General features: G+C 49.1%; 21 protein-coding genes. All 21 read right to left on the bottom strand.

All coding sequences use genetic code 11. The annotated features are described in order from the left end of the window. Nucleotides 1-136 precede the first annotated feature (136 nt). Genes NFS31_RS07520 through NFS31_RS07420 form a run of 21 tightly spaced genes read right to left on the bottom strand, consistent with a single transcriptional unit; the run spans nt 137 to nt 22,467 of the window. A complete protein-coding gene (locus NFS31_RS07520) occupies nt 137-1,342 on the bottom strand; it encodes a polysaccharide biosynthesis protein (protein WP_251493133.1) in 1,206 nt (401 codons plus the stop codon). Between the two features lie 6 nt (nt 1,343-1,348). Then, the gene (locus NFS31_RS07515; RefSeq protein WP_251493131.1) at nt 1,349-2,158 is read right to left on the bottom strand and encodes an acylneuraminate cytidylyltransferase family protein; all 810 of its coding nucleotides are present in this window, start codon (nt 2,156-2,158) and stop codon (nt 1,349-1,351) included. Next, complete coding sequence (locus NFS31_RS27430; RefSeq protein WP_251493143.1) at nt 2,155-3,033, bottom strand: Gfo/Idh/MocA family protein; 879 nt, start codon at nt 3,031-3,033, stop codon at nt 2,155-2,157. The genes NFS31_RS07515 and NFS31_RS27430 overlap by 4 nt, the downstream gene beginning before the upstream one ends. Further along, the gene (locus tag NFS31_RS07505; protein WP_251493129.1) at nt 2,933-4,051 is read right to left on the bottom strand and encodes a Gfo/Idh/MocA family protein; all 1,119 of its coding nucleotides are present in this window, start codon (nt 4,049-4,051) and stop codon (nt 2,933-2,935) included. Before NFS31_RS07505 ends, NFS31_RS27430 begins: the two co-directional genes overlap by 101 nt. Next, complete coding sequence (gene neuC / locus NFS31_RS07500; RefSeq protein ID WP_251493127.1) at nt 4,048-5,232, bottom strand: UDP-N-acetylglucosamine 2-epimerase; 1,185 nt, start codon at nt 5,230-5,232, stop codon at nt 4,048-4,050. The genes NFS31_RS07505 and neuC overlap by 4 nt, the downstream gene beginning before the upstream one ends. A 22-nt stretch (nt 5,233-5,254) precedes the next feature. Continuing rightward, a complete protein-coding gene (locus NFS31_RS07495) occupies nt 5,255-6,577 on the bottom strand; it encodes a nucleotide sugar dehydrogenase (protein ID WP_251493126.1) in 1,323 nt (440 codons plus the stop codon). 23 nt (nt 6,578-6,600) lie between these two features. Further along, the gene (locus tag NFS31_RS07490; RefSeq protein WP_251493125.1) at nt 6,601-7,632 is read right to left on the bottom strand and encodes a hypothetical protein; all 1,032 of its coding nucleotides are present in this window, start codon (nt 7,630-7,632) and stop codon (nt 6,601-6,603) included. Between the two features lie 25 nt (nt 7,633-7,657). Further along, nucleotides 7,658-9,424, bottom strand: coding sequence for a PIG-L family deacetylase (locus NFS31_RS07485; protein WP_251493124.1), 1,767 nt, complete (start codon nt 9,422-9,424; stop codon nt 7,658-7,660). A gap of 19 nt (nt 9,425-9,443) precedes the next feature. Next, nucleotides 9,444-10,259 carry a class I SAM-dependent methyltransferase gene (locus tag NFS31_RS07480; protein ID WP_251493123.1) on the bottom strand — a complete coding sequence of 272 codons (816 nt, stop codon included), beginning with the start codon at nt 10,257-10,259 and terminating at the stop codon, nt 9,444-9,446. A gap of 11 nt (nt 10,260-10,270) precedes the next feature. Further along, a complete protein-coding gene (locus NFS31_RS07475) occupies nt 10,271-11,512 on the bottom strand; it encodes a glycosyltransferase (protein ID WP_251493122.1) in 1,242 nt (413 codons plus the stop codon). 49 nt (nt 11,513-11,561) lie between these two features. After that, entirely contained in the window at nt 11,562-12,281 is a 720-nt protein-coding gene (locus NFS31_RS07470; protein ID WP_251493121.1) for a class I SAM-dependent methyltransferase, read from the bottom strand. A gap of 20 nt (nt 12,282-12,301) precedes the next feature. Beyond that, nucleotides 12,302-13,342 (bottom strand): hypothetical protein, encoded by a 1,041-nt coding sequence (locus NFS31_RS07465; RefSeq protein ID WP_251493120.1) that lies wholly within the window; start codon nt 13,340-13,342, stop codon nt 12,302-12,304. Beyond that, nucleotides 13,332-13,574 (bottom strand): phosphopantetheine-binding protein, encoded by a 243-nt coding sequence (locus NFS31_RS07460; protein WP_251493119.1) that lies wholly within the window; start codon nt 13,572-13,574, stop codon nt 13,332-13,334. The genes NFS31_RS07465 and NFS31_RS07460 overlap by 11 nt, the downstream gene beginning before the upstream one ends. A 33-nt stretch (nt 13,575-13,607) precedes the next feature. Beyond that, entirely contained in the window at nt 13,608-15,116 is a 1,509-nt protein-coding gene (locus NFS31_RS07455) for an amino acid adenylation domain-containing protein (RefSeq protein WP_251493118.1), read from the bottom strand. Between the two features lie 19 nt (nt 15,117-15,135). Then, nucleotides 15,136-16,113 (bottom strand): polysaccharide deacetylase family protein, encoded by a 978-nt coding sequence (locus NFS31_RS07450; RefSeq protein ID WP_251493117.1) that lies wholly within the window; start codon nt 16,111-16,113, stop codon nt 15,136-15,138. Then, nucleotides 16,110-17,201 carry a radical SAM/SPASM domain-containing protein gene (locus NFS31_RS07445; RefSeq protein WP_251493116.1) on the bottom strand — a complete coding sequence of 364 codons (1,092 nt, stop codon included), beginning with the start codon at nt 17,199-17,201 and terminating at the stop codon, nt 16,110-16,112. The genes NFS31_RS07450 and NFS31_RS07445 overlap by 4 nt, the downstream gene beginning before the upstream one ends. Before the next feature lies 1 nt (nt 17,202). Next, nucleotides 17,203-18,546: a 6-hydroxymethylpterin diphosphokinase MptE-like protein gene (locus NFS31_RS07440; RefSeq protein WP_251493115.1), complete on the bottom strand. Its 1,344-nt coding sequence runs from the start codon at nt 18,544-18,546 to the stop codon at nt 17,203-17,205. Continuing rightward, nucleotides 18,536-19,747, bottom strand: a complete 1,212-nt coding sequence (locus tag NFS31_RS07435; RefSeq protein ID WP_251493114.1) for a LegC family aminotransferase — start codon at nt 19,745-19,747, stop codon at nt 18,536-18,538. Before NFS31_RS07435 ends, NFS31_RS07440 begins: the two co-directional genes overlap by 11 nt. Before the next feature lie 22 nt (nt 19,748-19,769). Then, nucleotides 19,770-20,780 (bottom strand): N-acetylneuraminate synthase, encoded by a 1,011-nt coding sequence (neuB, locus tag NFS31_RS07430; RefSeq protein ID WP_251493112.1) that lies wholly within the window; start codon nt 20,778-20,780, stop codon nt 19,770-19,772. Between the two features lie 2 nt (nt 20,781-20,782). Then, entirely contained in the window at nt 20,783-21,400 is a 618-nt protein-coding gene (locus tag NFS31_RS07425) for a NeuD/PglB/VioB family sugar acetyltransferase (protein ID WP_251493111.1), read from the bottom strand. Between the two features lie 17 nt (nt 21,401-21,417). Beyond that, on the bottom strand, nt 21,418-22,467 hold the full coding sequence (locus NFS31_RS07420; RefSeq protein WP_251493110.1) for a sugar phosphate nucleotidyltransferase: 1,050 nt from the start codon (nt 22,465-22,467) through the stop codon (nt 21,418-21,420). Nucleotides 22,468-22,677 lie beyond the last annotated feature (210 nt).

The raw sequence follows: 22,677 nt of genomic DNA, 5'->3' as shown, positions 1-22,677 counted from the left end.
TTGTAAATCATCCGTTTTTGTCCGGATGTATCTACCCTTTTTTCATTCTATAACTGTCCGAGTTTTCGGACAGTCTCCCCCCATAATCAGATGGACTGATTATAACCGAAACAGGAAGCGGTGACAAGTGTTCGTTTCACATCTTCCCATCCAACGACTTCCCCGTTTCAGCATGCTTAAAATCAGGGAGATACTCCGATATGATCCGAACGATTTCTTCTTTTGTGACAGATGGCTTTTCAAACGCACAATCCAGTACATTTATCAGCTCATGGACTGTCTCTTTATCCGGCGCAGTTTTATCTATTATAACGCCCAATGCCTTAAACCTCTGCTCATCCACTGTCTCAGAGGATGTATAAAATTCTTCAAACGCTTTCTCTCCGCTGGTATCGGACGGTGAAAAGTGAACCGGGTACATCCTCCCTCCATGCTTAATCTCAGCCGCTCTGGCGAGCGCCTCTTCGTCACTCCCGCATTTCAGGGCTTTATATCCATATGCCTTTAGAAGTTCGACTGCTATCGCGTCAAACGTCATCATCTGTCCTTCATCCAATTTGGGAAAAAATATCTCCCTGTTTCTTCCCAGTATGGCTGACAGCATACAAATCTGTCCTGACTCCTCCGGGCTTACAAAAAAACGCCGGATATCAGACGGCGCAGATAACGGCTGCAGCTTTGAAAGGCGCTCCAGAAACCCTGCCGGAAGTGACCCATTGGAAAACGCCACATTTGCAAACCGCGCGGTTTTGACCGGAAAGTCTTCTGAATAACTGAATATCAGATCCTCCATAATCCTCTTGCTGGCCCCCATGAGATTAACGGGGTTCGCCGCTTTATCCGTTGATACGCAAAAATAGCAGCGCGGCGGGCAGTCCGCAAGCTGTTCCAGCAATCCCCCTGCATTTATTACATTGTTGCGCAGCAGGGCTTCAACCGAATAGATATCTTTTTCACTCCTCACATGTTTATGGGCAGAAAAATTAGCCACAATATCAAAGCCACGATGTCTCAGGAATACATGCTTAAATGTCACAGAGCTGTAATCCATAGGATATGGAACAAAGACTTCCGGAACCAATGAGCCGCCGGATCGCAAATCTCTCGTCAGCTCTGTCAGCGCATTTTCATTTGTATCAACGATATAAAGTTCCGAGGGCTTAAAAGGCAGAACCGCTTTTATAAAACTGCTGCCAATACTCCCGGCTCCGCCGATGACAAGTACAGAGTTTCCGCCAATTTGGGCTTCCATCTCGTCCCGGTATGCATCCACATCATCCCGGAACATACTGCCCGGCCGTTTTGTTACGTATGTATTTATGAAATCTGTTAAATTAAACACTGGCTGTCATCCCCGTCTTTCCTTATCATTCCCTGTCTGGCTGTCTCTGTCCCGCATGCATTTTGCATCCGCATACAACGCTTTCATATCCTCCTGCGTATCAATATAATACCGGTGCAGCATCTCCATCATCACAAAATCCTCTTCTGAGTCAATATCCAGCGCCAGGTAATCCCTCATGAGTGAAATCCCCGTACGGTACGCGGATATCGCTTTATCAATGTTCCCCTCCAGGAACTCCGGGCGGTATGCATAGATGCTCGCGTTTAACTCATAGCATTTCGGCGCCTGCTGCCTGGCGGTCAGGTTCCCTTCACAGACCGTGTGAAAAAAACCGTCCGCGGACTGTTCCACCAGATTAAAATATGGGCTTCTTCTCGCTTCCACCACGCTGTACACCAGATCATACTCCGGGTTCCCCAAAAGCTCCCTGATTGCATGTTCCACATCCCCGACTGTGCGCAGCGGCGATGTGATATCCAGATCCACTGCCACATCCACCGCCCTGTTTCCCTTCACCGCCAGGTACGTATCCCGGATCACATCGATCTTAGGAACCGCATCGCCGGCAAGCTCCTCTTTCCGGCGCACGTATTCGATGCCGCACACCGCCTTCTGCGCCTTTATGATATCCTTAAGTTCCTTACTGTCTGTATTCACCGCCACCCGGATATCGTCCTCCCCATGCCGGCCCGCATACCCCTTTATCGCGGCAAGCGTGTAATAAACCAGCGGGACGCCGTTCATCTCTTTTACATTTTTATTTTTAAACCCCTTTGACCCGGCTCGTCCGCAGATCGTAAATAATATGGTCATAGCTCCCCCCTCGTAAGGCGCAGCACCCTGCGCGCCTCCTCCAAATCATTATCACTACGTATTGTCCCGTTTACAATTTCCAGAAAGTGCTCCAGTTCCCGCTTCTGGTAATCATCCCGGCCCTGATGGAAGCATATGGTTTCCCCTCTTACCAGAAAGTCAATCTTCTGGCCAATCAGATCCACCGACACAGTTTCATCATCACAGTACAGCTCCAGTTTCCTCTGCGGCCTCCTCCCAAAATAGTCCAGATGGATCTCCACAATCTTGTCATCATAGTCCGCTATATAGACCGCTATATCATCCGCATCGACTTCCAGGCATGATTTTTTTCCCATGATACATTTTACATGGTTTGGCATACCCATCAAATATTGGATATAATCCCATTCATGGATCAGATCCGCCGAAACGCCCCCGCCCATGTCCCGGCGCGCACTGTACGTATTCCGATAATCGGTCCCCGGTCGCCAGTCCGGGAGATAGCTTGACGAAATGCAGCGTGCGGAACGGACCTTCTTAAAATCCACATGCCCCTTCAGGTATTGGATGGCGCCCATATACCGCAGCGGGCACGCCACATAATACGCCTTCCCGCTGTCTTTAAACGGCAGCAAGTCCTCAGTCCCATCCATGAACACAGGCTTTTCGATAAAAAAAGCATCGCTGAAGCGGTGGTACTCCAGAAGCGTGTCATAGTGCAGGAAGGTGGGGTTCGTGATAAACAGCGCGTCATAGAATCCTTCCAGCTCTCCCGCCCCGGCGCAGATCCGGTCAATGAGGGAAGCAGTATCCGGGCCCGCCGCCGCTCCCTTGCCGCTCCTCACAACCGTGATCTGCACCCGGTCCCCCAGAAGCTCCCTTAAGTTCCGTATATGCCGCCCGGCAATCGAGCCCAGCCCGGTAAAACATACCTTCATCGCTTTTCCCCTCAATCCTGTCAATCAAAGAAAGAACATACGCATCCTTATCCAGCGAATACGCCGGGCTGCCTCCCTCATACACGGCTTTTAAAAAGTCCCTGATTTCATCCCGGTACGGATCTTCCGTGATATGCTCCGCATACCCGTCTATGTGCTCAGTTGATTCATATGCTTCCATAATCTCCCATTGCCCGGTGGAAACATCCAGGACGGAAACGTCATTCCCACCTTCCCAGAGCAGATGGAGCTCTTCCCCGATGACCTCCAGCCGCGTGGATGCCTTTCTGGAAACCACATCCGCCGTAAAGATCCCCAGTGTCCCGTTTTCATGCCGCAGGCAGGCTGTAATGCTGTCGTCGAACGCAATCTCCAGAGCCGTACATCTCTGTTTATGCACAGATAACGAGGCAGCCTTCCCAAACACCTCAATCAGCCACGGGAGCTGGATAGCGAAGATCTCCCGCACGCCGTTTGTCTCTTTCTTCCCGATAAAAAAGTCCTGATACTTCTCCCACGGATGCCAGTCCGGCAGATACTGTCCCACATGGTAAAGATACGTCAGCGGTTTTGTCTGCTTTTTTACAAGATGGCCGATCATCTCTGTCTGCTTTCTGTAAAGCATGGTGCTGGAAAGAAACACCGTGACGTTATGCGATGCGGCCTTTCTCTTTATCTCATCATAGCCGTTATCCGTAAGGTTCAGTTCCGTAAAGACGTGGATCCCGGCTTCAACCAGTTTTACAATCATCTCAGCATGGCCTCCCGGCGATGTGCAAACAAACGCCACATGCGGTTTTTCTTCTATTGCCCGCCCCAGATCCGCGAAACACGCAAAGCCCGCCTCCCCGGCCTGCAAAAGCCGGTCCGCGCGGCTGTCCACACATACAATATCCACATTTTCAACAAGCCCGCGCAGAAGCCGTATCCTTCTCCTGCCCATAGACCCGTATCCGATTACCAGAGCCTTCATTTCACTGTACTCCCCTGCTTATCATACATATCATAAAATGGTTTCTTCAAATCGATATCCATATGGATCGCCTCATAGATTTTTCCGGCGATCCGCTCCCCTGCATGGCCGTCCCCGTACGGGTTTTCCGCCTTCCCGCATTTCTCCCGGAACGCATCCGACAGGGCCAGCCGGACCGCCTGTATGATGGAAGGGGCGTCTTCCCCGCAGTCGATGACTCCCTCTGTCCGGAGCCTCCCTTTCTGACGATCCCCGATATTCACGGTCGGGATGTGGAATGCAGGCGCTTCCATGAGCCCGCTCGATGAATTGCCCAGGACGAAGCAGGCGTATCTCATCAGGGACAGGTACCGCCTGACGCCGAGCGACGCATACACATGCAGGTTGGGCATGGTTTTCTCCTCCCGCTCCAGTATGGCATTGATCCGGGCCCCTCCCTGGTCCGCATTGGATTTTGTCACGATAAATTCGATTTCCGGAAATGCGCGCATCGCCTCCATTAATTCCGAAAGCGCAGGCTCTACGCCGTTTTTCCCCAGCGTGACCGGGTGGTAGGTGCAGAGGGCATACCGGCATGCGCCAAGCCCGATGGCCCCAAGCGCTTCCTCCCTGCTCATATCCGCCGCTTCTATCACATTATCCATGCCGGGCGAACCGAAATTAAACACCCGATCCGGCTGCTCGCCGAGCTGGATGACCCGCCTCCGGCTCTCTTCATTGGTCGGGAAATGGAGATAACTCATCTTTGTGATGCAGTGCCTGATGCAGTCGTCGATTGCGCCCTCAGATATATCGCCCCCGCATATGTGGAAAACCGGGGTTTGCGTATTGACTGCCGCCATGGCGGCGGCCAGCATCTCATAGCGGTCTCCCAGGATCACGACCGCGTCATATCCTTCGCCTGCGAACAAAGCCGTCATCTTCACCAGCATATCCGCCTGGTTGGCCGATATGTCCGCCACGGTTTCTGATGAAACGGACACCGGGATCTCATGGTCGATCCGGAGCTGATCCTCCCGGATCTCATTTACCGTATATCCGTACCCGCGGCTCAAATGCGTCCCGGTGACAATGAGCTGCGCCTGGAAGGCGTCATTCTCAAACCTTCTCAGTTCCCGGATAACAGGCGACAGGAGGCCGTATTCCGCCCTTGTCGCTGTTATGATGCCTGCCTTTTTCATAATATTCCTTCTTTATTCCGGACTACAGCCTCCAAAACCGGATCCTTGCCTGTTTCATCTCATCCAGCTTATAAATCCCTTTTACATCAATCAGGACCTTTCCCGCGTCTTCACCCTCCTTAAAAAGCCTTTTGACAGCCTCCAGTCCCATTTCCTTAAAAATATTGTGCGCAACTGCAATGATCACGCAGTCCGCGCCGAAAATATCCTCCAGCTTCGTAAGCCTTACATCGTATTCCCGCAGCGCATCCTGCTCATCGGCCCACGGATCCGCTACCAGGGGGTGGATGCCATATGTATTCAACTGCCGGATCATATCGTATACCTTACTGTTTCTTATATCCGGGCAGTTCTCCTTAAATGTCAGCCCCAGGATGACCACCTTTGAGCGCCTCGGCGCCTGCCCTGCGGCAACCATCTGCCTGACGGCCATGTCTGCAATATAAGCGCCCATACCGTTATTTACAATGCGGCCGTTCAAAATAATCTGGCTGTGATACCCCAGTTTCTCGGCTTCATACGTAAAATAATAGGGATCAACGCCGATACAGTGGCCTCCCACCAGCCCGGGACGAAAGCCAAGGGCATTCCATTTCGTATTCATACCATCAATCACTTCATTTGTATCAATATCCATCCGATCAAAAATCATAGCCAGCTCATTCATAAATGCGATATTGATATCGCGCTGGCTGTTTTCAACCACCTTGACGGCTTCTGCTGTCCGCAGGCTGGAAACCGCGTATGTACCGGCTTCAATTACCAGATCATACACCTCTTTGATTTCTTCCAGAGCTTCTTTATCAATCCCGGATACGATCTTTTTAATATTCTGAAGCCGGTGTACCCGATCTCCGGGATTGATGCGTTCCGGGCTGTAGCCGACCTTAAAATCCTGTCCGCACCTTAACCCGGACTGTTTTTCAAGAATCGGAATGCATATGTCTTCCGTACATCCCGGATAAACCGTTGATTCATACACGATGATACTGCCCTTTGCCAGATTACGCCCCACGATCTCGGACGCGCCGATGACCGGAGTCAAATCAGGCGTATGATCCGTATTTACAGGCGTGGGAACTGCCACTATAATAAACTTTGCCTCCTGTAAGCTTGTCTCATCCGAGGTAAACCGGACCGTTGTCTTTGAAATCACCGGATCGCCCACTTCCCTGGTCGGGTCGATGCCGGACTGATACAGATGGATTTTGGCCTCATTTAGATCAAAGCCAGTCACCTTAAGCCCTCTCTCTGCAAAGGCGACTGCAATCGGCATTCCCACATACCCCAGCCCCACCAGGGCTAATGTTTCCTCTCCGCGGATCAGTTTTTTGCATAAAGACATTTTCTTCTCCCATCATTCTCTCATCAGAATAAACTGCACAAAAACGGATTGTCCTCTGAGGTAAGCAGGCAGAGCTGGTGATACGTTCCATACGCCTTTTTTCGGTAGCGGATCGTATGTTCTTTCAGAATCTTTTCCAGCTCATAGACCATATTTTTTTCTCCTGCGCGCCCGTAATCATCCACGAGCACACACCATGATCTCTTAAGGCAGCGGGGAATATAGGGAAGAATATCCACCCGCGATATCCCGTCAGAGCCCCATGGCCCGTCAATGGAAATCACGTCATATGTGTCATCTGCAATCACATCTGAGATATCCGCATAGGTATTTACATGGACGCCATACGCTTCATGCCGGATCTGCTTGATCGGTTTCACGAAAACCTGCGCCTGGGCGGACAGGCGCAGGTTTTCCTTTTTAAACAGATTGTACCACGCCTCATCCTGCTCAATAATCTTATAGCTGCAGCCGCTGTGCCTCTGATAGCTCATAATCACCTTGCTGCTCTGCCCCAATCCCATCTCCAAGATATGCGCAGGCGCCATGATCTGCAGCACCCTGCACAAAACCGACAGATAGTCATACCCTACTGCCCATGCGCCGTCTCCTGTAATGGACAGCTTCTCATCGATCCACTCCGCTCCCCGCCTGATGTCAGAAAACCGGTTTCTCTCCCTGACAGCCTGAACCGCCCTGTCAATATTCCCATTCTGGTACACAGACACATGTGACAAATTGAACAGAAAGCTGTGTTCCAATATATTTTCCCAATCGAGTTTTCCGGAAATGATCTTCTCCTCAGGAACCTCGAGCTTTCTGAGCGTCCTGCGCATCTCGTCTTCATAGATACTGGCGCATAAAATATAATCATACTGCCGGCAGGAAATCTCAGAAGGGGGAATGACTTCCTCTTCCTCTCCGTCGATGCATTCCGTCGTACTCTCCGGCGCATAGCTGTCAACAAATGCCACCCGAATCACGCGCTCCCAGTCTATCAGCTTTTTGATTGTATGGTAAATATCCCCTTTTCCGTATATCAATAATCGAATCATAAGGCTCCCCTTTCTGAAGTTCACGTCAATATCTTGCTTCATTTATGATGGCCTGCAACGAGATGATCCGGCCTGCATCGCATCCTCTGGAAACCAGATCCCGTTTTACAGCGGCAAAGCTGTGTATCACGGTTACAATCACCGCATCAACCTCAGGCATATCCATAAACACGTCCGACCGTACAACCGGGACGCTTGCCGTCATACTTCCCGCGTACTGATCCATGGTATATACGACACGGATTCCTGTTTTATCCAAATCCCGGTGCAGCTTTCTCCCCAAGTCCCCCATCCCGTATATTGCCACATCCGTATACTCTCTCTGTTTCAGCCAGCTCCCAATCCGCTCACATCCTGTGTCATCCCACACCCTCAATAGCTGATACAGGTCGTAATAATAGCCCTCCTTCGCATGATTTACAGCTATGCCGTGAAACCTCCTCTCCAAAAGAATATCGAGATCATTCTCGATATTTCTGACCGGATTCTTTGGCCTCTGATATCGCTCCAACGGGATTTCCTGTTCCCCCATATCCTCATAGACCTCAAATTCCGTCAGTCCGCATCTCGTTCCTTCGCGTTCCAATATCCGAAACTCCAGATGCCTCACATCATATTGTGTTTCAAAAACAATCTCTGTTTTTCTCCCCTTATGGTCAATCGCGTCAACTGCAACCGCCATGCCTGAATCAAACAGAAGCTGTGCCTTGATGATGTTTTCCCCTGGCAAAAAATTTTCATACAGATGAACCATAGATATTCTGACCGGATTCTCAAAATCCATAAACAGCGTGGGACGGCTGTCGTCTTCATCCGGAATCCATGCGCAGTCCCCCAGTATTTCCACACTCTCATCCGCGCCGCTAAGCACATTCGGGCAGTCTATCATCTTAAAGTCATTGACATATTTTGCCCTTCCCGACGTAGCCGTCACCCTGGCCCTGTAAGAAATACTGTCGGTTCTCCTTTGCCAGTACGCCATATCCGCGTTGGCAAAGGTTCCCACGCGCCTGTCAAACGCCTGCGATTTGTGTTCACGCGCCGCTTTATAGAGGATATTGCTGCTGATATGTCTTGTCCTCGTTCTCCTGTGCACGTTAAGCTGAATCCGGTCCTCCCACCGGAAAACCGGATTGTCACACTCAAAACGCTGATCCAGACGTTCACTGACGTACCCCGGCTGAGTCTCCAACATGGGAGAATAATAGTAATCCCATTTCGCGCTGTTCATCCCGGCATAAGCAAATTTCTTTAACACAATTGGCTGATACGTTTCATCTGTACGCAGGATCTCTCCCATTGCCTCCTCAAATAATAATGAGAGCGCGCGGTGATCCGCATGTGAATCAAAATCCACACAGATCAACAGATCCGCATGAATATCCACAATGAGCGCTTGGATATCCGCCTTTGCATTCTGCCTGGTATACGTGTGGTGCTTCCCGTATTTGAGCATACAGTATTCCGGATGATCCGCAAGGCCATACGTCTCCCTCTTACCCGCATAGGAAACAGCCGCCTTATCCTCCGGCATATTATAGAGATGCCTCCCGTCTTTCCAGTTGTTTCCGTATCCTAAAAAGACAATATGATCCTTGCGGATCCCCAATACGCGCAAAGCCCCCAATGCTTCCCTCATTCTCACCATGCCCCGGCCTGCCAGGGAGTCATCGCCTGTAAAATAGGCAACCGTAATGTCGTATTTTTTCTTTTTCAGGGTATATATCAGCGCTCCTGCGATGAGTAATTCATCATCCGGATGAGGCGCCAGAACCAACACCTTTTTATTCATATCTTGTAACCGCTTTTCCTTATGTTGCAGGCTGTTTCGTATAGATACAGAGCTCTTCCCCATGCCTTAAGTAATAATTTTTGATTTCTTCCGGATCAAGGTCGTCCACACGGTATCTTACTATTTCATTTCCCCAAACACTGCCTAACCGCTCCTTATAATCCCGTCCATATCTGCGCACATACTGTGCGTTTCCATAATATTCTTCCCTCAGCTTTGGAGTATCGTACGCTTTGTCTTCAAGCGTCTTTTCCAGAGCCGGATTTACATTGTCACAGAAAACAGCGCTTCCTCCATGTCCCAACACCCTGTGTATCTCCTCCAGACCCCTTTTTTCATCCTCAACATATTGTAAAACATGGATGCAGATAATCAAATCAAACGAATCATCCGGATAGGGAATATCCGTGATATCCACTGTTTTTACAATCGGATAAGGGTAATTGGGATTAAAGTCCACCGGATAATATTCGATGTCCTCCCTGTCCTGAAAGCGTTTATAAAACCCCAGTTCCGGGGCGACATGCAGCAGCCGGATCTTTTCCCCGGCGCGCGTCCTGTGCCCGGTCAAATCCTCCCAGTGAAGCTCCAGATATCTCGCCAGCAGCCTCTCCCTCTCTGCGCCCAGGCACACCGGGCATTGCGCATGATAACGCATTTTAGGCTTTCCATATGGAATATAGCATCGGATCTCGCTTTTGCAGATCGGGCATACTTTCTTTTGCGGTATCACTTCGTCATAAAGATCGCAAATCATTGATTTTAAGATCTCATACCGTTTTTCCATTAGATAATTCTGCCGTTCCAGACGTTCTATTATCTCGTTTGTCTCCATCCCAATCCCTCCTATTCCACTACCAGAGCAGTCTTAAATCCCAATGTCCCCAGCTTTTCTTTCACAGCCGCCTGATTCCTTTTGCTGACTGCAATCAGAACGATCGAATCCTCTCTCTTATCCTTCAGCTCATCGATATTATAGATTTTTCTTCCTGCAATATCTGTTTCATTTTTATTGTCACTTACTGCAAATATGTAATTATATATTTCATTTCTTTCCAGCAGCGCCTTTACTTCCTGCGCTATATCCTTGGCCCCATAGATAATCACATTCTTATAACTGTGTATGGTATGAATCATCTCGTCCGTCAGCTTCGTCCAATATGTGCCGCTCTTTTTGAAGCAATGTTCATAGACAAATTTTGCAAGCTTATGTTTTGGCAGCAGCTTAAGCGGGACATCCTTATCCCCCACAGCGTCATACGCCTTCAAAATCCCCTTCCAGTTTACTGCAAAGTACGTTTCCAATGCGCGTTCTATAGCATCCTCAAATGAATACTTGTGCCATATAAGAATCTCATGAATATACTGCGTCAGCATGCTTTCAAATTTAATAAGCGTTTTGGGAGAGGTGACAATCGAATTCTCCCGGAATCTTCTCATATATAATGCATCCGGTATGCACATCACCCGCTGCGCATTCACATAGAACTGAAAATTATTGTCCGCCGACGCATATAAACCGTCTGCCAGATACATGTTGTCTGAATCGAAAAAATCTTTGTTTAAAAATATACAGCACAGATTCCCCAGAAAATCCCCGTTGCGGATACACTCTGCAAAAAGCTCCATTCCCTTCATCACGCCCTGATACGTCCCAATCCTTATGTAAAGATTCAGGGAATTGTATACTTTACGCCTGATCTCTTCCGTGTCGGCAAACGCGCTTGCGGAGAAGGTCAGAAAATCCAGTTGATTTTCTGCCGCGCATGTATACATCCGCTCCAGGGCCCCGTCCACAATCCAGTCGTCGCCGTCGATCTGATAGACATATTCGCCTTTTGCCTCTCTGTATCCGATATTCCTCGCCGTCGAAGGACCGATGCTCTGCGCCTGCGCGATGACCCTGACCCGGCTGTCCCGCTCTGCGTATTGGTTTAGAATATCCGGCGAATGATCCGTTGAAGCATCATCGATGCAGATCACCTCGATATCCTTGAGGCTCTGGTTCAATACGCTGTCCAAACATTCTCCAATATAGCGTTCAATATTGAATACGGTTATAATTACTGATATTTTTGGTCTCGCCATGTTTTATCCCGTTCCTTTACCGTCTGTCTAGTAATCGTTCAGATAACCTCTAAACGGATACGCCGTTTTTCCGAACCGCCGCATGCGCCCTGCAGCTATATTCCATACTGCCTGCCATCGCATCTTCTGCGCGGATGATTTTCAGTTCGCAGATTGTCCCCTTATCGCCTATAAATTCTTTTATGCCCTGAACGGTAAAAAACGATTTTATGGTGCCCTCGTCAAATCCGGACAACACCGGTTCCTCATAATCGCCTTTTTTGTCATCCATATAGAAATCAAGGTACATCAGGCCGTTCTTTTTCAGCACGCGAAACGCCTCGTCCAGTCCCTTTTTTGCCGTCCGCCGCGGCATGCAGTCCAGGACGCTGTGTGACACGCAGATATGAAATGATTCATCCTCAAAAGGTAACTTTGTAACACTCGCAACCGTCATCTTGTCTGCCAGATCCGGCCTATGGAGCGAGCGCATCCACCTTTTCCCCTCTTCAATCGCCCCGTCCGACAAATCGATTCCGTACGGATTTAGCCCAAATTCATCTAAGAACCTGATATGCCTGCCAATTCCGCAGCCAATATCCAGGCTCGCAAACTCCTTCCACTCAGAAGCAGACAGGGGCATAACATCAGAAAAATCCGATATCCCTATTCTCTTCCGGACATATTTATTTATAAAGCGCACGATTTCCTCATGTGGGTAAAACAGAATATTTCCTCTTCTCTCATACGCCTCATTCCACTTATCCTGTCTCAATGTTTCAAAGTTCATGCCCTCTCCCGCCCTTTCTCTTACATGACCGTTTTCCGGCAATTTGCATCCAAAATAACATTAGGCCGATCCTGATCCCCGTCCCCTTTAAACATCCGGAAGCTGCCGTGTATATTTGTAGAAATATGAATCTCTACATTCCTCTGTTCAAAGGGTTCAAAGTAATTTGGAATGATATTCCCATCCGATTCGTCCCTCAAAAAGAACCCGGCATCCGCCAAATATTTCTGATTTAACCCGTATTCATAAAAATCGATGTATTCATATCCATGCGCTGTCATAAAAAAATGCCACGCATCAAAAGTTCCTGCAAACGATGCTTCGTTGCCGAGGAAATCTATAATCCGAAATGCCTTTTGTCCATTCGGGCAGACCTCCCTTCCTATCACCACCGCATCGATACGATTCCCATTATCAATCCCCATTACCCTGTAGCGGTATTTTATATGGCGGTAATATCTGTGTTCGATATAATCGTTATCTTTATAGGGCATCAGCTCTCTGTACCGCGATACGTCAAACCGTTCCTTAAACTGTTCTATACATGTAAGCTCAATCAGTTTAAACGGGCGCTCTGTCCGTTTCACAGCAATTTTTCTCTCATTCACAACCGCTATGGAATATGTTTTCACATCCGGATTCAGCCGGTACCAGTGATCCAGTTTAGCATTGATATGGCCCATCAGCTTTCTGTGTCCTTTGGTCTTCGGGTTCGCCCCGCAGTCTGCAAGCATTCTGCAGCCGGTCTGTTCCTGAACATATCGAAACAGCTCCACACCCAGCAAAAAATGGGGGTTTTGAATCACTTTCCATATCCCCACTCCCATGTCTTTTGGCATTTCACCCGAATAGGGAATATATCCGCATACTCCGTACAGTTGTCCCGTCCTGCTGTCCTCTGCGATGACAAATGTAAACTCCCCATTCCATGCGTGTTCATAACACATGAGTTCCCGATGATTGGCCATAATATGGTTTTCTCCCCAGTGTTCCTTTAAAAACAGCATAACCCTGTCTATCTCATCCATAGCGGCCCGCCGGATTATCACATCATCCTGCATCCTGTTCCTCCATTGTTTTCTTAACGAAACCAAGGATGGCATCCTTATTGGCAAAGTTTTCGAGAATAACCATCTCCGGATCAATCTCTATGCCAAGTTTTTCTTCCAGCTCCGCTGCCAGATCGATCACCTGAAATGAATCCAGCAGGCCGTCCCGATACAGATTATCCCCTTTGTAGGTCAGAATTTCCTCATTCAGCTCCATAAGGATCTTTAAAACCGTTTCCTCCATTCTCATCCTCCTTCATCAAAAGACACGGCATTCCTATATGAATTCTTTCAGCTTTACCCTGTCTGTTTTTCCATTTGCATTTAACGGAATATCGTTCATATACACGACTTTCCCGGGCAGCATATAGTCCGGAAGCATGGTTCCCAACTGCGCGCGCAGCTCCTCCTTTGACATATCCCGATCAAGAATCAGGCAGATCCTTGCATGCCTCTCATCATACAGACAGCAGCATCTGGTTACGCCTGGCAGGGAAGATACGGCTGTCTCGATTTCCCCGAGCTCAATCCGGTGTCCGAGGTGCTTGATCTGAAAATCCTTTCGGGATACATATACCAGCTCCCCATATTCATTGTATTTCACAAGATCGCCTGTCCTGTAAATCTTCTCTTCATAAACATGATTCAGAGGATTCTGCACAAATGCCTCCTTTGTTTTTTCCGGATTATTGTAATATCCGGCCGATATCCCGGTCCCTCTCACACAGAGTTCTCCCATCTTCCCCGGTTCGTTTATGAAATGCCCTTCCTCATCCAGAACCATAATATCCGTGTTCTTCATTGCAAATCCAATCGGAAGCGGCTCATCATCCGCAAAGTCCCGGTTGACAATGTAATATGTGCAGGCATAGATTGCCTCCGTCGGCCCGTACAGATTGGCATATACCACATCCGGAAGGTACTTCCTCCAGATATTCAACTGTTTATTTGGCATGACTTCACCGCAGAAAATGACCCGCTTCAATATCGATGAAAGATCCACGTTTTTAAATGCCTTTAGTTTTGAAACTACGATCAGCGCAGACGGCACCCATATTATGGTATTGATCTCGTTCTCCTTCAGATATCCCAGCAGTCGGACCGGCTGTGCGAATAAATCTTTCGGGATCAGATACAATGCGGCGCCAGACGCCATACTTAAATAGATATCCGGAACCGAAGCATCAAAATAAAACGGCGCCTGGTTCCCCAAACGATCCTTTGAGCTTATATGGAATGTATCCGCAAACCAGTCGATACAGTCAACCACGCCCCTGTGCGTGATGCTGACCCCCTTTGGCGTGCCTGTGGAGCCGGATGTAAACAGCACATACAGCAAATCCGTGTCTATGATCTGCCGCTTTCTCCTTTCCACCGTCTCATCTGCCTCTATAGGAACCGCCTCCTCATACAGAATATAATCGCCTTTATAATGAAATTTTTCAAATTCGCGCTTTAACTCTTTTGAAGTAATCACCGCCTTAGGCTGCAATACCTCCAGGATCCGATCCACGCGCTGTTTCGGCATCCCGGTATCAATGGGTGAATAAAAATCGCCGGCATAGGCAATGCCCATAAAGGATGCCAGCGCCTTAACACTCTTTTCCAGATAAACAAGAACCGGCTCCCTGCTTCCCAGTCCGCGGTCAATGATGGCCTTTGCAAGCCCCATCGCCCGGTCATGGTACTGCTGCCAGGTCAGCTCCTCCCATTCATCGCAAACGGCGGTTTTACCGCCGAAGCGCCGGCAGCTTTGTTCCAGCCACTCTAACACATTTGCCTGCATATCCTATATCTCCTGCGCCTTATTCTATCGTTTTATAATTCCCGCTCTTTGGCGGGAAATCGTTACAGTCAAGCCTCGGCAGCTTAAACGGCTCATCCTTATTAAGCCGGGCGATTCTCACCTCCGTGGTGAACCCGAGACAGCATCCCCGGCTTCGGATATACGCAATGACCTGATCATTGTAGCTGCCGTATGGATAATTCATAACCCATGCATCCCTGTCAATAAATTCGTCCATCACTGCCAGCTCCTGAGCGATATCTGCCTCCATCATTTCCTTTGACAAATTCCCCAGCCAATAATGATCATATCCATGGATTCCTATATGCATGCCATGGCGCTTCATCGTCCGTATCTGCTCCCTTGTCATATAAAGCTCATAAGCCAGTATCTTCTCCGGCACGCCCACATAGCTCTCAAACAGCTCGCTGCTGATGCGCTTTCGCAAAGGTTCCGGCAATACCATCTGCAGCATACGCTTTACAAACAGCACTTCCGGCGTGTCAAACCGCCCGTCCCTGGCGCCGTATTGTTCCCACAGCTCTTTATTGTCCGGAAAATCGAACTCGTTTCCTCTGTAATAATCCATCCTGGCAAGCAGATCCGCCAGCAGTCTTTCAGGCTTTGCGCCTGCCAGTATGTAATGAATCTTGTTTACATCCAATAAGCTGTGTTCTTCAAATGTCTTTCCCGGAATAAAAAAAGCGCCCTGTACGTGATTCTCCTCCAAAATCGGCATGGCAAACGTAAAATGATCGATATAGCCATCATCAAATGTCAATAAGAGCGCCTGCTCAGGGAGATCATACGTTCCCCTGGCTGCCAGGATCACTTCCTCCATTGTGACGATGCGAAACGTCCTCTTCAGAAATCCGATCTGCTCCCGGAACAGTGAGAGATCCAGCCCCTTAATGTCCGGATAACGGCTGTGCGCTAAATCTCTTATATAATGATACATGGCGACATAAAGCTTATTTTTTTCCGCTACATTCTTCATCTCTCCAAACCTGCCGTCTCCTGCCGCCTTTTGTATTGTTCCCACTTATCAATTCTTGTCCTGATCTCCTGCTCTTTGTTCCAGCGCTTACTGTCAATATACACTGCCAGCTTTGGATTTAACGGTTCAATCGGTCCATTGCAGTGATTCATACAATTAAAACACCTTGTTCCCTTTAAATTATGCTCCAGATGGCGTTTTCTGAGATCACGCGCATACGCGTTGTTCCACGCTTCCTCCAGGCTTTCTTCCTTCAGATCCGCTACAGCCAGATAATTCTGTGAATCATCACAGCACATGGAAAGACATCCGTCATACGTGACATGCAGTTTATTAAATATCATGGGACAGATACCGCTTTTAAACAGCCCGTCTGTATCTGCGCCTGTTGACAGGTATGCGTCCAGCTCGTCTGCCATATCCCCTGACGATCTGCAGTCTAAAAATACGATGTCGTCAGCATAACCCTGATAGTTTCTTTTGAATTTCTCTTTATCAGAAGCCGTGTAGCGCGTCGCGATATAAGAGATGTACAGTGCGGTATTTCGCTCCTGCCGCTTTCTCAGACTATCGAATTCTATCAGATTTCGTATCACCGTATCAAATTCATCCTTGCCATGTATCAGATAATAGAGGTCCGGGCTGGCGGCATTAATGGAAAATTTCACACTGTCAATCCCCGCTTCCAGAAGCCGCCTTGCCCGTTCCTCTGACAACAGCGCTCCATTTGTGGTGATATAGGTATATTCATAACCCAACTGCTTCGCATACGCGATATATTCCTCGAGATTTTTATTTAACAGCGGCTCGCCCATTCCGTAGAATCCGACTTCCCGCGTTCCCAGTTCATACGCTTCTTTCAATATTCTTTTCGCAAGCTCCCTGTCTATCATGCCGCCTTTTTTGGCGCCCTTTGAATTGGCGCACATTAAACATGCATGATTGCACAGATTCGTCGGCTCCAATAACAGATTGGCAGGAAATTCGCACTGTATATTCCAGTTGCGGGGACGGCTGTTTTCATCCATCCGTTTTCTGATTCCTCCCGGATTCTTATATTCTTTTTTGCTCATCGCTTCCTTTGCCATGTTATATATGTTCTCCTTCCCCTGCACACGGAAATAATGTGTCAAAATCCACCTGCTCAAATACATCCAGGCAGGTTTTTCTTGACGCGTTATAGATTTTAATGCTATGTGAAGAAGCATATTCGCCGGCTCTCCTGAACGCCTCATATGAAATTCTCTGGATCCGGTCCTGCCCGTTCATTCCATCAAACTGCTCATCCGGTTCCACCTGCTTTGTAAAATGATTTTTACCGTTTTTCCTGTAGCTGTAGTCCACCCCCAGCAAATAGATCTCCTTAAATCCCAGGTAAGCGGCGAACTGGATGCACACATACACAACCGTAGAGCCGTTATATACTTTTCTGGAGCAATCCTCGCTGAACAGCATATGTTTAATGGAAAAATCATCCAGTATCGAATGATACACATGCCAGCTCTCATCCAACTGCGTATAGTCAAAATACGGCTGGCAATCTGCAATGAATTTACAGGGAATATCCTTAAGCTTATGGAACTCCCCCTGCCACATGGTTATCCCGTCTGCATCCAGAACCGTATAACAGTCCGGTCTCCACGGCGTCTCCGGAAAGCAGGTAAAAATGGAGTTGATGCTCATACAAAACTCATGGTTGTCATGCAGGCGAGAGAGATCCGCATAGGTCAGGCTTGGTCCTGTGGCCACAATAAAGCATCTTCTTCCCCTGAAGCGGTTCTTTAACGCTTCGATTTTGTGGTTATGGTATGCCGGAACATACTGCGTCCAGTCTGCAATGTCGAGCACCGGGCAGCCGCTCAATTCCGGCTCTAAACCATGCGTTTTTTCTGTCAGAAGGATCGTCTGTGAATCGATCTCTTTGCTCTGTATCGTGCGTATTTCCGGCATCATCTCTGAAAACAGGCTCCGCATCTTCTCCTCCATGGAGGAAGGAAGGCAGACGGAAAGATTCCTGCGCCCTCTCTTTTGCAGCTCTTCATATACCTGCACGGTATATAAAGTTCCTCCATACAGAACCGCGTTGTCTGGAATCTTTAAATCCCATTCCTTTAACGCATGTCTGGCCGTGTTTAGCCCGTATCCCATAAACTCCGGCGGACACTGTTCCACATTAAAATAAAATATACGGTCACGCTCCAGAAGCTCTGTCACGCCTCCGCCGAAAACGATGGACACAATGATCACATACCTTCGGTATTCCTTTTTGTACGTTTCATAATCAATAACCGGGCAATTGAGATACGTTGTTCCTGTCTTTGCCGGATTTGAATCAATAAATGCGGCGATCCGCTCCGCTCCCAGCAGTTCATACAGGATGCGCCCCCTGTGCCCGGCGCCCCAAACAGCATATTTCACCATGTTATCTGTCACTCCTGTTCTCCTGCTCCATGGAGCCTGCTTCCAATACGCTCTCATTCAGCCGTTTCATCTGCTCAGCCACGCGGCATATATCACGCTGTGTCAGTTGCGTGCTGCAGGGCAGGTTCACGATCCGTTTTTGATACGCCGCCGCTTTCTCAATCTGATATGCCGTATCCTCCCTGTATGGCGTCTGTTCATGAATCAGCTCCCAGATCGCCCTTGTCTGGATCTTTTCGCGCGCCAGCGCTTTTATCGCCTCTCTCGCAGATATCCGGCCGCCTGACAATTCAAACGCGTAAAACCATTTATTTGAACTCGTCCCTGCCCGGAAATCAAACATTCTCCCCAATTCCATATCGCATAAGAGCTCCCTGTAGAGGGCATAGTTTCTCTGCTTTCTCTCTATGAATTCCGGAAGCTTCTCTAATTGCGCCACGCCGATGGCGGCCTGCACATTTGTCATCCGGTAATTGTAACCGACCTCATGATGTACGTAAAAATGAGGATCGTCCTTCGCCTGAGTTGACAGATATTTCATATGCTCCAGATGCGCGCCATCCCTGGCCACGACAGCGCCCCCGCCCCCTGTTGTGATAATTTTGTTTCCGTTAAAGGAATAGGCCCCGTAGTCGCCAATCGTTCCCGCGTATTTTCCCTTGTAGCGGCCTTCCAGATAATATGTGCCCAGCGCCTCCGTGGCGTCTTCTATCACCCTTAGCCCGTATTCATCCGCGACATCCATGATGCGTTCCATGTCAGCCATATTTCCAAAAATATGAACCACGACTACAGCCTTTATCTCCGACTGTGTTTTCTTATGATACAGCTTACCGTCCCTCTGTTCGCATTCCTCCTCGCAGAACCGCTTTAATTTTGCCGGATCCATGCACAGGCTTTCATCGCAGTCCATGAAAATCGGATTCGCATACTGATACCGAACCGGGTTCACGGCTGCGATAAACGTGAGTGTCGGAACAATCACGCTGTCTCCGGGACGGACGCCGCATTCGAGAAGCGCAAGATGTATGGCCGATGTCCCGCTCTGACAGGCCGCCGCGGCAGGCGCATGCAAAAATCCGGCCAGACGATTTTCAAATTCCGCGATATAGGCCCCGCCGGTTGATACCCAGCCCTCGCGGACTGCGTCAAGAACATATGTTTCTTCATTTCCCTCAAAGTTCGGAATCGATAAAGGAATCATTTGATCCATTGCGATACCTGCCTTTCTTAATTTAAATGTTATGGATCCGTTCATCCGGCCTGTAATCTCTTGCCGCCCGTTTTCCCAGCACCTGATACCACTCCATCGGCGATATCCCGTTTCCCGGCCTTTTTACGGCCAGGTTATCCTCCGTGAACCGTTCGCCGGCTTTTATGTATTTCGAGGCTACAATGCTTTTTCTCACAATATCCATATTATGCCTCTCAGAGTCAGTCCTTTTCTTTATCCCGTCCCCCATAGACGCCTCCACGTTCCGAATCGCCCGGATCATGGCCGCCAGTTCTACAGGGTCAAGACTGACTTTATGATCCGGCCCCTCCATCCTTTTATCCAGCGTGAAATGCTTTTCGATCACACAGGCTCCCAGGGCGGCCGCCGCTATCGGAATCTCAATCCCCGCCGTGTGATCCGAATAGCCTGTTTTTTTCTGAAACACGCGCTCCATCTGCTTCATTGCCCGCAGATTGACGTCCCCAAACGGTGTCGGGTACTCTGTATTGCAGTGCAGAAGTATAATTTCAGGCGCTCCGTTCGTTTCAAGAATACGCGCCGCCTCCCGGATTTCCTCCATCTCGCTCATACCTGTGGAAAGGAGGATCGTTTTTCCCATCCGGCCGATTTTCTCCAGATAAGGAAGGTTCGTTATCTCTCCGGACGGGATTTTCCAGTAATCCATGTCGAGCGAAGACAGAAACTCTATGCTTTTCAAATCAAATGCCGTCGATAAAAACCCGATCCCAAGCTGATCGCAATACGCCTTCAGCTCTGTGAACGCTTCACAGGGCAGGGCCAGGCGCTTGAGCATTTCCAGTTGTGAATTTCCATTCTCCGCCCGGCTCTTTTGATACTCCGCTTTTTCGGCGTCCGCTGTGACTAAATCCTGCGGTACAAAGGTCTGAAACTTCACGTAATCAGCCCCTGCTTTTTTCGCTTCCTCTATAAGCCTCCTGGCGAGCCCTATATCGCCGTTGTGATTGACCCCTGCCTCTGCAATCGTCATAATCCGCTTTCCATGTTCCATTCTTATACTCCGTAATACGCCTCTCCCGGCAAAACATCGCGTCTTGCCGTAACACCTGCCCCGATAACCGCATAATCGCCGATAAAAAGGCCCTGCAGCACAACTGCATTCGCGCCGACCAAAACCCCTTTTCCCGTCCGGACAGCCCCGCACAGCACGGCCCCCACCGCCACATGGGTAAAATCCCCCGCCCGGTTGTCGTGCTCAACAATCGCCCCTGTATTGACGATGCACATCCGGCCCACCTCAGCGTTCGTATTAAGCACTGCCCGCTTGCCAATATAGGTTCCCTCCCCTGCGCAGGCTCCCTCAGCCAGGATGGACGACGGATCCCGGATCACCGGAAGGCTGTATCCGACTCTCTTTAAACGCGCATACAGCCTTTCCCGGACATCCCCTTTTCCCAGATATCCGACCGTGACAACCGCGTTTCGGATTCCCGAGGCAAAGATCGCTTCCAGGTCGTCATCCGTACCGAGAAACGGAAGGCCAAAAGGCCCATTCTCCCTGCGTGATTCATAATCCACAAAGCCCGCTATGTCGTATTGTTTTGTCTTCATGATACTGTCTGCCACACTGCCGGCATGTCCGCCTCCTCCAACCAGAATGATCGGTTCCATCAAGCCTCCCCCCATCCCTAAAATCGTTCCAGCTTATATTTCATCTGCTCCAGCTCTTCCATCTGTCCCATGTCCATCCACTGGCTTTCATCAATCACGTATGTTCCGGCTCTTTGGGAACGCTTCATCGCCAGCCCGATCAGCTCCGGCAGATGGATGCTCTCCCCCTCGGGTATCACCTCCAGAAACTCCGGTTCGATGATGTAAACGCCTGTGTTGATGTTGTACGCAATCGTCGGTTTTTCTTTCATGGACAGGATCCGGCGGCCCTCCCCGATCTCTATCGTGCCATATGGTATAACCAGATTCTTCCTGGCGCACACCATGGTAACCGCGTTCCCGCTCCTTCTGTGTACATCCAGCATATCGGCATAATCGCAGTCGAGCAGCACGTCGCAATTGGTCACGAAAAAGGTTCCGTCCACCTGTCCCTTCATGTATGTAAGCCCGCCTCCTGTCCCCAGAAAGCGCTCCTCTTCGATAAAATGAAGCGTCTGCCGGACATTCTTTTCTTTGAAATAGGCTTTTATGAAATCCTTCATGTAATTGACGATGAGATACACGTCATTGCACCCGTATGCCCCAAACCGGTTCATGATCTGCTCCGTTATGGTAATACCGTCCACCGGAATCAGCGGCTTGGGCAGGATATCCGTAAACGGGCGCAGCCGGGTTCCCCTCCCTCCTGCCATGATCACCAGCGGGACGCCCAGGTTTTCTTTTTTCACTGGCTTCTTATCCGTCCCGTTAAAGATGATGTCAACCAGCTCCCGTTTTTCATTGACGACCGGAATCACGGTCAACTGCTCCCCGCGCATCAGCGGTTCCGCCAGATACCGCCCGCTCTCAAGGACAGCGCGCGGCGTGCGGTTTGCCGCATGGCAGATCGGCTCCTTCAGCGAGCCCCCGGACAGCAGGTATCGCCGGATATCGCCGTCCGTAACAACGCCAAACAGCGTCCTCCCGTCGCAGACCAGGGCGAACCCCGCTGAATTTGCATCGATCACCTTCATGGTTTCTTCCAGATTGCAGGACTTGTCTACAATATAGGCATCTAATCTTTTCATATGGCTGTCAACGGCGCGCCCTGTATAGAACCCGCCGGCTTCCTTTCCCGGAAGAGTATGGTTATTTCACAAAGTATATGTTTTGATACAATGTTTCCAAAAAAATAAACACTCCCCTGTTATCACTATTATCGGTGAAAAATCAAGAATAATAAGTGTTTTTTATGATGTTTTTGACAATATCGATTCATTTAACATAGCATATCGGGG

It is taken from the genome of Otoolea muris, assembly GCF_943193115.1.
GTDB classification, from domain to species: domain Bacteria; phylum Bacillota; class Clostridia; order Lachnospirales; family Lachnospiraceae; genus Otoolea; species Otoolea muris.
The sequence above is the reverse complement of the archived record's forward strand: the minus strand, read 5'-3'. Positions and strand labels throughout refer to the sequence as shown.